We start from the raw sequence: 14,517 nt of genomic DNA on the forward strand, positions 1-14,517 counted from the left end.
CTCTGATTTTAGTACCGAAATGACAAAAGGGTTGGAAATCGTTACGATTTCCAACCCTTTTGTCTACAGTCTGAGAACTTCCAAGTGGAAGTTCTTAATTGATTTATTTAACCGTGGCCATGTAGTTAGAAATAAATCTCTCTAACTCCAAAAGATATTCCTTTCCCTTTTCAAGTACATTTGTCCCGTCTTCGAAGTGGTATGTGTAACCGGTTGTTGCACCCTCTTCACTCACTAGAATTTCTTTAATCTCTGATTTTTCTTCACCAGCGACTGTTAGCGAAGCGGAGATTTCACTATAACCATGTGCAACTGTTTTTAACGGTTTTACATGGATATTTAAATTTCTAATGCCTTTAAAATATTTGATGGCTTTTTTATTTTTAATAAGATTCCTATATTTTTTTGACTTGCCTTTACTTTTAGCATCATCATGGGCATATTGTAAAATACTCCTTGCCGCAGTAGAGAATGCACTCACGCAATATTTAAAGTGTTCGATATTACCTTCGTGATACTTGCTTTGCATTTCTGAATAGAAATACTCGGCTTCATTAAATTTTTCTTTTTGATTTTCAACAGACACGTAATCACTTCCTCAACCATTTTTACATTTACAATACTACATAAGCGAATTGGAGACCTCCTTTTTACTCATTCAAGACGAAAAAGTAATGCTAGCTTATACTGCGTTTAGTTGCCCTCAACCTCGGCAGCCAAATATTCCATAAACAAGCATATAAAGAACGCCCGGGTGGATGCTCAAGTTTGTAATGATCGGTATTCTTTTAAATATATTTCAATTTTCTCTATGAGATTGTTAAAGGTTCTTGACAAAGAACCACTCATTTCCCTATCCATGTATCCAGTCAGTTCCGCTTCAGCAATAGTAATATCCATACTCCTGACATCATCCGCTAAGTCCTGATGCAGTAGATAAAATTCAGAAAAAAATTTAGGCCTAAAGTTCGCTCGATAAACCTTTAGGTTGAATTTTTCCCTTCCACCATCGTAAACAATCATCTCATGTTCACCGACAAGTTTAAGAATTTCACTATATATTTTTAGACGCGCGATGTTCTCTACTTGTTTTTCTTTTTCAAGCTCTCGTGAAAGTTGCCTTTTCAAAACATTGGTTTGCGTCATATACGTCGCTATTCCACCGACCGCAACCCCAAGCAGAGGCAATAACGAGTTAACGATTTGAGTCCAGGTAATATTCATTTTAAAAACCCCTCCCCCTATCTTCCAATATTCGACAGAGAGAATATTTAACCTTCTTATTACCTACAAATAGAGGGTTTTAGAAGATTTGGTCGAATATTAAACTTACTAAGAGAGGGGTAGTTCATTATGAATGAAAATATTACAGACATAGCAGCAAAAGACGTCATCGTTCAAGCAAGTTTATCGGCAATACCCTTTGTTGGAAATTCGTTGTCTACAGCATACTTCTCCACGAAACAAGAGAGACGATTTAGGCGAATCGAAACTTTTTACTGCGATTTATCTGAACGTCTCTCGACTATGGAAGATGGTATTCTTCCGTTTCATTCCCACGATGAAGAAAGTCTTGTTACTTTAATCGAGCGTTTAAATGAAGAAATTGAAATAGAATCTTCTGGAAAAAAGAGGGATTACTTCAAGAATTATTTCATTAATTTGCTCCAAAGCCCTACAATTGAAAGAAATTATGACGAGCGTCAGATGTTATTGGATTGCTTAGCATCTATTACTGTTTTAGAGTTTGAAGTTTTATTAAGTTATTCAGAATTACACAAGCATATCGTTTCAACTCAGGAGGTTGAAGAGGGATTACGTGATGGCGCTATATCTAGACTCGAAAACCTTGGTTTACTAAGGGCGAATTATGTCACTGAAACTTTTCTTGGTCAAAGTCCTACAATAAAAATAGTTTCACTTTCTAAGTTTGGAGAAAAGTTTATTGAATTTTGTATAGTATAGCCTGAGATTAATCAGGCTATTACGCATTAGGGTCCGAATGTGCAATTCATTTAAAATGATAATATTTAACGTATACACTATCCTCACTATCTTCCCCATCAAATGTATACATTAAAAAACATTCATCTTCGAATTCATCTTCATACAAAAACACAACTTTCTCTTTTCTGCCTTTGACTTTACTCAGCATAATCCCGCAATCTTCCAAAAAGTGTTCCGGCTTATGAATTTCATCCGAAAAATCTCCAACAGAACGAAAGTTTCCCTCTATGCGGATTGTATACTCAATAAAATATTTAGGTTTAGTCAAAGCAATCACCATCCTTGTAATAATCATACGTTAAGGATGGATTTTAAACCATAAAAAATACACCTTACTCTGTAGGTGCTTCGTTAATGTCATATCCAATTTCAGTTAGTTTCTTGCCGACTTCATCACGTAAATTTGATAAATCAGGAACCATACTATACGGATACGTGCCCGCCATAACCGCACCAAACCAAACTCTCGTCAACATGCTATTTCCGTTAAACATATTATTCAGCCTCCTCAATAATAGACGTAACAACTTCAATGAGATTAGACAAATTAGGAACCTCTGAAAGTTCTTTGTCGCCTTTTTTGACCGCATCAGCCCACACCCTTACAACCATGCTGTTTTTGTTAAACATATTACATACCTCCCATTGAAATGAGCATGGATAATTCCATGACTGCTTCATTCAAATCTTTGCGCAAAACATCAATCTCACTCGGTGGTATATCCTCAAAAACCACTTCATGTGGTGTCTTGCTGACATCCACACCGATTCTATCTGTCGTTTTGATACGTTTGTTGACGGGAATATCCACCCATAAAAATGGAACGCCTTGTGGCTCTCGCGGTGCGGGTTGTCCGCTTCTTGTAGATAGGATATAGCCTTGTTCGTCGTAGATAATTAGCGTCTTCATAATAACACTCCTCTTTTTTATTCGTATGCTATCCAATCAGCCGTTGTAGCCATGTTTATTTGCGAATTGATTACAAATCCATTATCTGTTATTTTGTTAAAAGAAGCGTGTTCAATAACAGCACCTGACGCATGTACACCGGATAACATTCCACCATATGCACCTATTACTTTGTCAGATCCTATCATCACTTTGTGGAAATCATTTATTGAGCTTATTACGGCACGGTGAAATGCTTCGTTAATTGCGTAGCATATAACAACTGAAGGTCTGAAAGGTAAATTTGTAACTGTTAAACGACCTGTACTATCTGTAGATTTTGTTCCGCTCGCCCACTTCTTCCCTGTAGAAATATGCCCAATTGCACCAGCCAAATCATTAAACGTAGGTTCAGGCGGGATAACCACCGCTGGGTCAACACCAGTAATCGCCGCACCTACTGCGTTTTTACCGTTACTGGCTGACGTAAAAGCCGCATCTGCCCTGTCCATTGCCGCTTTGACAGCAGCTGGCGTGGCTGCAAGTGTGTTGCTTGTGCTTGCCGTACTATTTGATAGTTGTACGTGCCCAGCTTTCGTAAGTGACGCCTTTTCCGCCAAATACGACACAAAAAAAAGAGCAGCCAATTGGATGCCCTCAAAAGTATGTTTCACTAAACAATAATAGATTCGATGATGAAAAATACCTATTAATCAGGTAGCCTCTAATGGAGGAATGTAACTTCTACTTTCCTATGAAATTTCATTTCACCTTCCTACAAAAACAACCTTTTTCAAAATCAACACATCACATACAGCGATGACAACAAGAACAATAGTCGTTGTCATGCTAAGAGGCATGGCAGTCGAATACAGGTAGAAATGAAATCCCGATACGACCAACAACAATGGCAGACCAAAAAGAAGACTGAAGATCACGTTTGGATTCGATTTTATCGCTTCAGACGGGTTTTTCCATTCCGTCAACGGATGTTTCCGATCATACAGCGATGCCAGCAAATTATAACTGAACATCAACAAAAGGACCACCACAGCCAGCAAGAACGAATGGATTGTAAAGTGTCCAAAGAACATCAGAATTACAAAGCTGCTGATGATTGCCATAGCGCCAATGGCAGACGATAACCACACTTTGAAAAGATAGACCTTCCTCTGGTCAAACGGCAAACTTTGCAATGAAGGATAGTACTTGCCCTCCCTGGAATACGGGGTACCGCTCGTATTATTCATGCAGCTCATAAATAGCACGAAATAGGCATACATAAATTCTAATCGACCGTCTTCCAACAGATTCATTGGCATCCATTGGTTCTCATAGGCCAGCAATAAACCGACTGATAGGATGGGTGTCATTATGCTACTTAAAAGAATTTGCAGCTTAAAATACGGGTCCGACTGGATGATCCATTTTTCTCTCTGCATATAGCGGCCCCAAACATTGTCCCCCGCATACCCTTTCGATTTCCTGAAAGTCGTAGAACCCATCTCCATCGCTCCATTTTGCAAATAGTTCACCGCCAAATTATGGACCGTTCCTTTGAACAACAGGAAATTCCCCGCCCAAAAAAGAAGGAATATGAGGAGGAAGTGTAACGATAGATCAGCAGACGTATAGACAGCGATAATCGGTTTCAATACGGGTACTTGCCCGACAGCCTCATAGATCCGTTCCATCAACGTTGCGACGGACTCGATGAGGGTCATGAGAGTAGACATGGAAAAGCCCGCCCAAAGTGTGGCGATTTGCAGTTTTGAGCTCATGACTATCCATAAAATGAAAACCATCGCAATTCCTAGCGCAGTGATACTATTTAGAAGTAATGAAGTCATGGTGGATAGATGCTTACGCAATAGATGAAGCAGCGACAAAAGAAATAGTAGCAATAATACTGTAAAAACAAGCAACGTCGGTAGGAGTAACACCCATTTCAGCAGGTGCACCCAACTCCTCCCCCATCCCAATAAAATAACGGTGGGAATTTGGAGAATACCTGTCAGGATGAGCGGAAAAAGTAAACTGCTGATTACCTTGGCACTGACAATCCGTTGCGGTTTGATCGGCAACGAAGCCATCAACCCATATTCTCGGTAGCTAAAAATAACGGAAATGGAGAAGTAAACCGTCAGCAAATAGACAAGAATAATGGAAAACGCCAAGTGATAAAATAAATAAATCGGCAACGTGCTAATACTGTAGATGGCGATATTTACAATGGCCATCTGCACGACCATGTAAGCCAAGGCGAATAGAAGTGTTACCCGGACGACTATCTGTTTCGGAACTGTATAGGCAGCGGAAGCGAAAAATAAAGGCAACGGAAATCTACGCTTCATGATTCTGCTTCTCCAGAAAAATAGATTCAAGAGAACCTTGTGCCATCAGTTTGTTGATGGCTTCATGCAAAATAATCCGGCCACCCTGCAAAATGGTGATCGAGTGGCAAATCTTCTCAGCAACATCCAGTAGATGGGTTGAAAAGAAGACTGTTCCTCCAGCTTGCACATATTCCTTCAAACAATCTTTAAACGTCACAACGGCATTGGGATCTAAGCCATTCATCGGTTCGTCCATGATGAGAATCGGTGGCTGAATCGTAAAAGCCGCAATGAGTGACATTTTATGGAGCATTCCATACGAATAGGACCCCATCGGTGCATGAATGGATGTCTCCATACCAAATCGTTTGATGTACATACTCAACTTTGCGTCATCTACTTCCCCGTATAAAGGAAGCAAGAATTGAATCCAATCATATCCGGATACATTTTGAAACACATGAATGGTGTCTGGAATATAATAAAATTGCTTTTTATACAGAAGCGAGTCCGATTGGGAAACCCCATTGATAGAGATGGTTCCATCGTCTTGTTCTAAAATACCCGTTATACAATGAATCGTCGTCGTTTTCCCCGCTCCATTGGCACCGACAAAGCCTAAAATCTCTCCTTTTTCAACTTGCAGATCAACTCCGCTCAATATCGTATGAGCTCCGAAGCTTTTTCTAAGATTCCTTATCGTTAACATACATGAATCCCCCTCTTACTTTTGAAACTTCTTTTTGGCAATCCAGAAATACGTGACACCTACTGTGATCCCAATCCATAAAAGCGTAAAGAAAAAACTCCATCCAACTTGCGGATTCATGGTTCCGGTCGCTAGTAAGGAAATTGCTTGAAGACTCATTCCCGCTGGACTCAACAATGCTAGAATCGGATGCAACCCTGCGGTCACTGCACAAAAGAACAAAAAGACGATGCCAATCAAAGCGATAATTCCTTGGCTATTGAATATCGTACTCACCATGACAACAAAGGAAACGATAAATAACAACCACACGAAGTAGAACAGCATAGAAAGGAGAAATTCATTCCAAGGCACGGTTGAGAATAGAAATGTCGCATAGCCATAGGATGTAAGAAATCCAAGAGATAAACAAAAAGCCAGAAATACAAATTGCGAGAGCACTTTACTCCAAACAAAGGACAAGGTCGACACCGGTCTCGTCAGAATGAAAGACAGCATCCCATTCGCCTTCTCCGACTGAATGACACCCATAAGAGAGACAACGAGAATGATCGTACCCAGTTGATTGAATTGCGCATCGATTGTGGAAGCCATCACCTCGGCACCACTTACTTGAGTGACAGAAGGATCGATAGTGATGCCGTCCATCCCGCCTACACTTTTCAGTATGCTTGGCAAATAATGCATCATGATCGGTTGTGTAGCCCCCAGCAATATAAACACCAATGGCAGCCAAACTATTTTAAATTCACGGACTGTCTGTGAAAATTCCTTTTTCGTCAATACAGAAAACGCGCTCATACATCCACCACCAAGTCTAAAAAGATTTCCTCAATTGTTTCGATCCCGCCCACTTCAAAATTTCGAATATCAATTGGATACTGTAACGCCTCCCCGAGCAATCTGTTTTTATCATTTTCAATCTGGTTCACATAGATTTGTGCTTTATTCCCAAAAACCTTCACTCCCTGTACATACGGCAACTGTTTCACATGTTCCCACCATGAGCTGTTTCCGGTACCGATCGTCATTTGGATCGCCACATCGCCATTTCGGTTCAACAATCCAATCTTCGACGTATCTTCAATCTTCTCGCCACTTTTAATCACGACAAACCGTTCGCATATTTCCTCTGCGTCATTTAATATGTGCGTAGAAAATAGGACGGTCGTATCCTCTTTGATCTCTTGAATTAAGTTCAGAACTTCTCTTCGTCCAATCGGGTCAAGTGCCGAGACTGGTTCATCCATCAAAACGAAAGACGGCTTATGCAGCAGTGCCTGGGCAATTCCTAGTCGTTGCTTCATTCCTCCGGAGAACGTCCCCACCTTCGAGTCTTCTTCACTCGCAAGCCCCACTCGCGACAAAATATCAGGAATCTCTCTTTTCAGCTCCTGTCTCGTGAGTCCTGATAACTCCCCCATAAACAACAGCGTCTCAGCAGCGGTCATCCAGTGATAGAAATTCGGATATTGAGGCAAATAACCGATTTCTCGTTTCATCGTAGAAAGAGGCTTTCCATCCAGCCGAACTTCGCCTTGATCCGCTTCCAAAATATCTGCAATGATCTGGATCAATGTCGTTTTTCCTGCGCCATTCGGACCGATCAGCCCGACACATTCCCCCTTTTCAATTGTCATTGAATACCGATTAACTGCTTTTTTCGTTTTAAATGTTTTGGTTACATCTGTAATCTCCAATTTCATGTCCTTCTTCTATCCTTTCTTCCTAAAATGAAGTACAAAATAGGCCCAATCGTATTGAACAAAATGATAATCAGTGTCCACATCAGTACGTTCTCTCTTCGATGGCGATTCCGATACAGATCAATCAGTGCAAACAAGATAAGTACTACAGCTATCAGGATAAAAGGCAGAAGTATCGGAATGATGGCCATCCAATCTATATCGTTAAAATCATTCCATCCATAATTTAGTTGCACAATTCACACCTCCATATGTTATCATTATCAATAATGATAACATATGGTTTTAAGAAATCCATACTTTTTGTCAACTTTACTTTCCATCCATTCTGCTTTATTATTTTTGATAACATTATCATTTTATAAATTAATGATCTGTACAACTGATTGGAACAGCATTCATATGATTTGGAGGAATGAGTATGAGCAGCAAAGCAGAACTATTATTACACCCGGTTAGAATGAAAATTGTTTTATCTTTGATGCAGCATCAGGAAGGATTGTCGACCAAGGAGATGGTGAAAATCATCCAAGACGTGCCGCAAGCAACGCTCTACCGTCATATACAAGTGTTGTTGGAGTCGGATGTCATCCAAGTGGTGGATGAACGGAAAGTGCGGGCGGTGACGGAGAAGTATTATGGATTGAATGAAGAGGCCGCACGTTTAGACATGGACGACTGGAGAAACTTGTCCAAGGAGAAAAAACTCAATTACTTTTCTTATTATCAAATGGTGTTGATGTCCCAATACCAAAATTACTTAACGTCGTTGGAGTCAAATAAAACGAAAGAAGATATGTCCACGATCTCCTTGTTGGAGTTACGCTTATCAGAAGACCAACTAAACGATTTTCAAAATGAGTTGAATGAGTTGATGCTCAAATATTATCAGGCAAGCGAGAAGAGTTCTACGACAGCGAGTACGGTTGCCGTGACGATTTTGCCTCGTATCTAAGGTATTGAAAAAAATTCACTTGAATCTCCACCCACGTCATCTTCTACGATGAAAAGGAGTTCCATAAAAGGAATACAGCATGTAGAGGAGATAAATTATTGGAAACAAGTGTCTTTAGGAAACGGTGGCTTGCTGCTGGTATGCGTATCCTTTCCCTCTTTCTAACTTTTTTCCTGCCTTTCGCTTGATGCTTCATATACTCATTTGATTAAGGTTACTAATATGATAAATCATCAACTGCTATTTTGCGCGAACCCCAAGTGCCCATGAAATCCCTGGGAGGTTCGCGCATTTTTTCTGCATTTCTACGAACAAAAAGTGCTGATTATCAGAATGTATTCACTACTACCACAATTTGTAGTAGAATGTTAAGGAGATCACACAATATCTCGTAGTCGCTCTCTGTATGGAGAGCGTGGATTGAAATTTTGCAAGAACGGCCTGTTGCTGTTGTATTAAATCGTCGCTCTCTGTATGGAGAGCGTGGATTGAAATTTTGACATCAATCAATGCGATGAAGCTAACACCGAGTCGCTCTCTGTATGGAGAGCGTGGATTGAAATGCATCCGGGTTGTTCACGATTCCTTTTACCTCGAGTCGCTCTCTGTATGGAGAGCGTGGATTGAAATTCTTTAAATGAAGAAAAAGAGTGCCTATAACGACACGTCGCTCTCTGTATGGAGAGCGTGGATTGAAATAATCATGTCGAATTGTCTGAAAACCTCTAAAGCCGTCGCTCTCTGTATGGAGAGCGTGGATTGAAATTCGGTACTCACCATTAAACCCTTGCCAATTACCGTCGCTCTCTGTATGGAGAGCGTGGATTGAAATATGTCTGCGGATAACAATGCAATCTTCTGTTGTCCCGTCGCTCTCTGTATGGAGAGCGTGGATTGAAATACTGCATACTCATAATTATCACGGTAAACAACAATGTCGCTCTCTGTATGGAGAGCGTGGATTGAAATCTGAAATAGTAGTCTAATAGCGGTCTGTGCGACTGGTCGCTCTCTGTATGGAGAGCGTGGATTGAAATATCGTGTGGAGCGTCACCCATTAAACCTGTAGTGAGTCGCTCTCTGTATGGAGAGCGTGGATTGAAATTTGTCCAGCTACCACACGCGATATAATCAACTGCCGTCGCTCTCTGTATGGAGAGCGTGGATTGAAATAATGAAAATGAATTTAAAGAAGAAGTTACTTTAGTCGCTCTCTGTATGGAGAGCGTGGATTGAAATAATCGGATAAGGCTCTTTTAAAGCAATCTGTGGACGTCGCTCTCTGTATGGAGAGCGTGGATTGAAATAATGACGCATTCCGAACATGAAGTGCATGAAAAAGTCGCTCTCTGTATGGAGAGCGTGGATTGAAATCCGCGAAGACGAGTCAACTGACGAATGACAGTGAAGTCGCTCTCTGTATGGAGAGCGTGGATTGAAATTGTCTCACACTTCCTTTTATAAGCGGCATCAAGCGTGTCGCTCTCTGTATGGAGAGCGTGGATTGAAATTCTGAACTGTAGATTTTACGGTTCATTTTCACCGTCACTTTCCTCTTAAAATTAAAAAAGCTAGTCCTAAAATAAAACAACAAAAAAGGCTCTATCTATAGCAGCCTTTTTTTGATGTTTCCATTTTCATTTCGTTACCTCAGAGGATTCACTTATCTATTCTCCCGACCCCTCACAATCCTTCCGCTTCACTATCGTCTTACTACCCGAATACAACCCACTCGCCGATAACCCCATAATGAGCCCGCTTAACACCCCAGATTTCCAGTCAGTCGGAAACAAATAAAACATTCCCCCACCAATCCCTAAAGCTAGCGATAAGATCGGCATTAATTTTTTCGGTAGTCCATATAATTTTAGTAATTCCACTAATCCAATAATGACCGGAATTAGTACAATGTCCGTTACTTCCATAGCGTGTCTCTCCTTTTTCTTTCTATCTTATTTCCACTCTATGCAAAATGAGTCGGCGCTTTGCATAGAGTGTAGAAGAATTAACATGATTTAGCTGAAGTCTCCCACTTCTAAAAGTGGATGGATACACGCGGAGTGTCCACGTAATTGAGTAAAAGAAAGGAGAATTCAATGGTAGTTGGATTGCTGGTCATTTTAGTTTTCGTTTTATTCTTGCCTTTTTCGGTTCCCCGAATTGAGCGCAATTTAGAACTTTTTTTATTCTTCATGGGCTGTGCTGCTGCATATATTAGTGGAGTCTTACAGCCACAGTTATGGATAGAGGCTTTATATGATCCACTTCACATCACAATAGCTGTAGTTGTGGCAGGTATCCTATTCCGATGGATGCGCAAGCCGTTTGAGAAGGCAGTTTTGACTGGCAGCCAAATGATTCCATTCAGACTCTTCTTGGCGCTCGTTATTATGGTGTTAGGTCTCATCTCCAGTATCATCACCGCCATCATCGCGGCATTGGTACTCGTTGCGATTGCTTCTGTATTGCAGATGGATCGGCGTTCAGAAATTCGCTTTGTCATCCTAGCGTGCTATGCGATTGGCATGGGAGCCGTTCTCACCCCGATCGGAGAACCACTTTCGACGATTGCTACGAATAAATTGGATGAAGATTTTTATTATCTGATGAACCTACTGGGAACAGATATCATCGCGGGTGTCTTCGTCTTTGGTATCCTGGCACTCTTCCTCATTCGCCCTCGTAGCCGTTCGACCCGCATTTCATCTGGACAAGCGGCAGAATCGTATGGGAGCATTCTCGTGCGTGGAATAAAAGTGTACATCTTTGTCCTTGCGTTAACTCTTCTCGGTGCAGGATTTGAACCGCTGATCAGCTTGTATTTGCTCGACCTTCATCCGCTCACGCTCTACTGGATCAACATGATCTCATCAGTCCTCGATAATGCAACACTTGCAGCAGCGGAAATTAGCCCCGCGATGGATGAAGAGACAATTCAAGCGATCTTGCTTGGGTTACTCATTAGCGGAGGGATGCTGATTCCAGGAAATATCCCGAATATTATTGCGGCAGGTAAGTTGAAGATAAGGAGTGGAGAATGGGCGCGGGTCGGTGTGCCTCTTGGTTTTCTTGCGATGGTTGTGTATTTTGTGATTTTGCTTATGAGGCAATGAAAAAAGACCGCTGGTTTGGCGGTCTCAGCTTGTAGACAAACCCAAAAAACTAAAAAGTATCCTTACAACCTTTCCTTTTATAATTGTCTTAGTACTTTACTGTTTATTCTATAATATAAACTTAACAATCATTTCTAATCATTCAGGTGAAGAGGCAATAACTAGTAAAAAATCAATGAATTACGCTAGTTGATCGTAATGGAAGGCGGTGACTCCTTGAGGCTCAAGCCACCATAGCTGTCAACTTAAGGACTAGGAATAAATGCTTCCCTTATTTAAGACAAAGTACGTTTTGCACCCTGAAATTTCGAGAAATGAATTGTAGAGAACACAATCTTGTTTTTTAGTAAGAGGGTTGATTGGTCATCTCTAAATGAAAAAAATTGGATATGTACGAGTGAGTTCTGTAATCCAAAATCCTGCCAGACAAATTCAACAATTAGAAGAAATTGGAATGGATATTACTTATGAAGAAGTAATATCTGGTGTAACAAAGGAACGAGAACAATCACAAAAAATGCCAGGATATTTAAGGGAAGGTAATATCATTTATGTTACTGATCTACCAAGGATAACCCGTAGCACACAGGATTAGTTTGACTTGATTGAAATCATACGAAGCCAAAAAGCTAAACTAAAATCTCTTGAAAGATACATGGCTCGATTTGTCAGAAGAAAATCCCTACAGTCGATTCTTAATTACTGTCATGGTTGGCGTTAATCAATTAGAAAGGGATCTTATTCGTATGCGTCAACGAGAAGGTATTGAACTTGCTAAGAAAGAAGGGAAATTTAAAGGGCGATTAAAAAAATATCATAAAAACCATGCAGGGATGAACTATGCAATAAAATTGTATAATGAGGGGTATATGACTGTAAATCAAATATGTGAAATCACAAATGTATCTAGAGCTGCACTATAGAGGAAATTATTAGAGGAGAAGAATTAAATTTATAACTACATATATTGTGAATTTCTTCACTTAAACTAACTAGCTGGTTGAAGAAGGAATCGTGTTCTTGTTAAATATTATTTTATGACAAAATAAAAAGGGGCTGGGACATATCTAACTTTTTCATTTGTAATTACGAATATTTATAAAGACACCACAGTGTGCCTTGTATATCAAAAGTAGGGATTGGAGCTTAAGGCGGCGACTTCTGCGGGAATAGCATGAGCCTTGAGACCCCGCAGGAGCGTAGCGACGAGGAGGCTCAAGCCATGCCCGCGAAACGCGTCCGCCTGTAGCGCAAATCCCCCGAGAGTCTCTAAGACGGTACTTTTTTACTCTATAAATTCTTTTGTCCCAGCCTCTCATTTTTATTCCGTGAAAGAAAAAACACAATGTGATTGGACTACAAAAAGCTTTAAAGTGATTTTTTGTTATCAGTAGATTTTAGTACTACCGTATACAAAATAGCTATAATAACGACAATAATAGTTAATACAACGTATATATTACTATATTCGGTTCCATCTGCTGGGATGTGTAAAGGATTTAAACTTACACTTGAACTGGTGCTAAGTGCTTTTCCTATAAATGTACCAGAAATTGAGCTTGCAACGAAATTAACTAGCATGAACAGTCCCATTCCAATACCAGTCTGTTCTTTCGATAAGGTATTAGACAAGGTATTTGCCATAGCAACTTGCCATTGGCTTTGGGCTACGTATCCTAAAACTAATATGACCATTACAAGATATGCAGAAGTCCCTGCAAGGAACGAAAGTAATGCGAAACAGATAAAGAATAAAACGATTGTAATATAGGCAAGAGTTGAATTCCCTTTGGTATCTGCAATTTTACCACCTGTTTTGGCAAGCAATGCAGCAATTAATGCTCCAGGAAACATAAAGAGACCACTTGCAAATGGTGAAAGATGGTTAATATTAACAAACATAAGTGGAGAAAGATATGGCATAGAAAATGCTACTCCTGCACCTAAAGCGAACGTTAAAAGTGTTAATGTGTAAGCTTTGTTTTTAAATAAATCTGGGTGTATAAATGGATTTGCTGCCGTCTTAATTCTCCAAATAAATAAAATCAGAAAAATAACAAAGGCTATAAGAAGTATTAAACTTGATTGTGAAACAACTAACATAAATGATACTATCGTTGCAACAAGTAAAAAAGCACCCATAAAGTCAATTTTACTCTGTACTCCTTTTTCATCACCAAGATATTTTCGAAATGCTGGTATACTTAAAACCATTAAAAGTGGGATGATGAATAAATAATCCCAGCTAAACGATGTCAAAATGAGACCTGCGATAATAGGACCTATCGCAATTCCAAACGTTAAACCAGCTGATGTCATTCCGATCGCACGACCACGTGTTTCAGGCGTAAAGTAACGTGTTGGAATAATCATTGCTAATGCAGGCAATACTGCTGCCCCTGCTGCCTGAATTACGCGCGCGATAACTAACGAAGGATAGTTTAAAGCAAATAAACCTATAAGCGAGCCAAGAGCCATTAAAATAATCCCAATAGTTATCAAGTTTTTTAATTTATATTGATCTGCTAATTTCCCGTAAATGGTTACCCCAACAGCAAAAATAATTAAATAACTGGTTACAATCCATCCTGTTTGTGAAGGTAATAAAGAAAACTGTTCGCCAATCGTTGGTAGTGCAACATTAAACATAGTGGTATTCATTGCTGAAATAACTAACACAAGCGTTAAAATAAGCATGAGCTTGCTGCGTTGGTTTTGGGATAATTGTGTTGATACTTCCATAATTTATTCCTCTATTCCACATTAGTTGCATATGCACATATATACTAAAATATTGGAACG

At 40.0% G+C, this 14,517-nt stretch carries 17 protein-coding genes, 1 pseudogene and 1 CRISPR repeat array; of the genes and pseudogenes, 4 read left to right on the forward strand and 14 right to left on the reverse strand.

Going from position 1 to position 14,517, the window contains the following annotated elements; translation table 11 throughout:
• Positions 1 to 103: 103 nt before the first annotated feature.
• Together GD002_RS15730 and GD002_RS15735 are read right to left on the reverse strand one after the other, a co-directional pair.
• Positions 104 to 586 (reverse strand): hypothetical protein, encoded by a 483-nt coding sequence (locus GD002_RS15730; protein WP_153733319.1) that lies wholly within the window; start codon positions 584 to 586, stop codon positions 104 to 106.
• A gap of 176 nt (positions 587 to 762) precedes the next feature.
• Positions 763 to 1,224, reverse strand: coding sequence for a hypothetical protein (locus GD002_RS15735; protein WP_153733320.1), 462 nt, complete (start codon positions 1,222 to 1,224; stop codon positions 763 to 765).
• A gap of 129 nt (positions 1,225 to 1,353) precedes the next feature.
• On the opposite strand from GD002_RS15735, the gene GD002_RS15740 reads away from it, so the two are divergent.
• Entirely contained in the window at positions 1,354 to 1,965 is a 612-nt protein-coding gene (locus tag GD002_RS15740) for a hypothetical protein (RefSeq protein WP_153733321.1), read from the forward strand.
• A gap of 46 nt (positions 1,966 to 2,011) precedes the next feature.
• Here the strand turns inward: GD002_RS15740 and GD002_RS15745 are convergent, their stop codons facing one another.
• The 10 genes from GD002_RS15745 to GD002_RS15780 all read right to left on the reverse strand — a co-directional run bounded on the left by GD002_RS15745 (position 2,012) and on the right by GD002_RS15780 (position 7,883).
• A complete protein-coding gene (locus GD002_RS15745) occupies positions 2,012 to 2,275 on the reverse strand; it encodes a hypothetical protein (protein WP_153733322.1) in 264 nt (87 codons plus the stop codon).
• 64 nt (positions 2,276 to 2,339) lie between these two features.
• A complete protein-coding gene (locus GD002_RS17830; protein ID WP_194841646.1) occupies positions 2,340 to 2,501 on the reverse strand; it encodes a hypothetical protein in 162 nt (53 codons plus the stop codon).
• 1 nt (position 2,502) lies between these two features.
• Positions 2,503 to 2,637, reverse strand: a complete 135-nt coding sequence (locus GD002_RS18080; RefSeq protein ID WP_255425167.1) for a hypothetical protein — start codon at positions 2,635 to 2,637, stop codon at positions 2,503 to 2,505.
• 1 nt (position 2,638) lies between these two features.
• Complete coding sequence (locus GD002_RS15750; RefSeq protein ID WP_153733323.1) at positions 2,639 to 2,917, reverse strand: hypothetical protein; 279 nt, start codon at positions 2,915 to 2,917, stop codon at positions 2,639 to 2,641.
• A 17-nt stretch (positions 2,918 to 2,934) separates the two neighbouring features.
• Positions 2,935 to 3,543, reverse strand: a complete 609-nt coding sequence (locus GD002_RS15755) for a tail fiber protein (RefSeq protein ID WP_228548402.1) — start codon at positions 3,541 to 3,543, stop codon at positions 2,935 to 2,937.
• A 120-nt stretch (positions 3,544 to 3,663) separates the two neighbouring features.
• Entirely contained in the window at positions 3,664 to 5,250 is a 1,587-nt protein-coding gene (locus GD002_RS15760) for a hypothetical protein (RefSeq protein WP_153733325.1), read from the reverse strand.
• Positions 5,240 to 5,941 carry an ABC transporter ATP-binding protein gene (locus tag GD002_RS15765; protein WP_153733326.1) on the reverse strand — a complete coding sequence of 234 codons (702 nt, stop codon included), beginning with the start codon at positions 5,939 to 5,941 and terminating at the stop codon, positions 5,240 to 5,242. The genes GD002_RS15760 and GD002_RS15765 overlap by 11 nt, the downstream gene beginning before the upstream one ends.
• 15 nt (positions 5,942 to 5,956) lie before the next feature.
• On the reverse strand, positions 5,957 to 6,742 hold the full coding sequence (locus GD002_RS15770; protein ID WP_153733327.1) for an ABC transporter permease subunit: 786 nt from the start codon (positions 6,740 to 6,742) through the stop codon (positions 5,957 to 5,959).
• Entirely contained in the window at positions 6,739 to 7,647 is a 909-nt protein-coding gene (locus GD002_RS15775) for an ABC transporter ATP-binding protein (protein WP_153733328.1), read from the reverse strand. Before GD002_RS15775 ends, GD002_RS15770 begins: the two co-directional genes overlap by 4 nt.
• Entirely contained in the window at positions 7,644 to 7,883 is a 240-nt protein-coding gene (locus GD002_RS15780; RefSeq protein ID WP_153733329.1) for a PLD nuclease N-terminal domain-containing protein, read from the reverse strand. The genes GD002_RS15775 and GD002_RS15780 overlap by 4 nt, the downstream gene beginning before the upstream one ends.
• Before the next feature lie 185 nt (positions 7,884 to 8,068).
• Here GD002_RS15780 and GD002_RS15785 point away from each other — a divergent pair, with 185 nt between their 5' ends.
• A complete protein-coding gene (locus GD002_RS15785; protein ID WP_153733330.1) occupies positions 8,069 to 8,602 on the forward strand; it encodes a helix-turn-helix domain-containing protein in 534 nt (177 codons plus the stop codon).
• 394 nt (positions 8,603 to 8,996) lie between these two features.
• Positions 8,997 to 10,113: a CRISPR direct-repeat array (repeat unit 33 nt; unit sequence GTCGCTCTCTGTATGGAGAGCGTGGATTGAAAT).
• Between the two features lie 156 nt (positions 10,114 to 10,269).
• Here the strand turns inward: GD002_RS15785 and GD002_RS15790 are convergent.
• Complete coding sequence (locus GD002_RS15790) at positions 10,270 to 10,527, reverse strand: hypothetical protein (RefSeq protein ID WP_153733331.1); 258 nt, start codon at positions 10,525 to 10,527, stop codon at positions 10,270 to 10,272.
• Positions 10,528 to 10,698: 171 nt separating this feature from the next.
• Here GD002_RS15790 and GD002_RS15795 point away from each other — a divergent pair, with 171 nt between their 5' ends.
• The gene (locus GD002_RS15795; RefSeq protein ID WP_153733367.1) at positions 10,699 to 11,715 is read left to right on the forward strand and encodes a DUF1646 family protein; all 1,017 of its coding nucleotides are present in this window, start codon (positions 10,699 to 10,701) and stop codon (positions 11,713 to 11,715) included.
• A 373-nt stretch (positions 11,716 to 12,088) separates the two neighbouring features.
• Positions 12,089 to 12,638: pseudogene (locus GD002_RS15800) on the forward strand (recombinase family protein).
• A 445-nt stretch (positions 12,639 to 13,083) separates the two neighbouring features.
• Here the strand turns inward: GD002_RS15800 and GD002_RS15805 are convergent.
• Entirely contained in the window at positions 13,084 to 14,457 is a 1,374-nt protein-coding gene (locus GD002_RS15805; RefSeq protein WP_153733332.1) for an MFS transporter, read from the reverse strand.
• Positions 14,458 to 14,517 lie beyond the last annotated feature (60 nt).

This window comes from Sporosarcina obsidiansis (assembly GCF_009651005.1).
Taxonomy (GTDB): domain Bacteria; phylum Bacillota; class Bacilli; order Bacillales_A; family Planococcaceae; genus Sporosarcina; species Sporosarcina obsidiansis.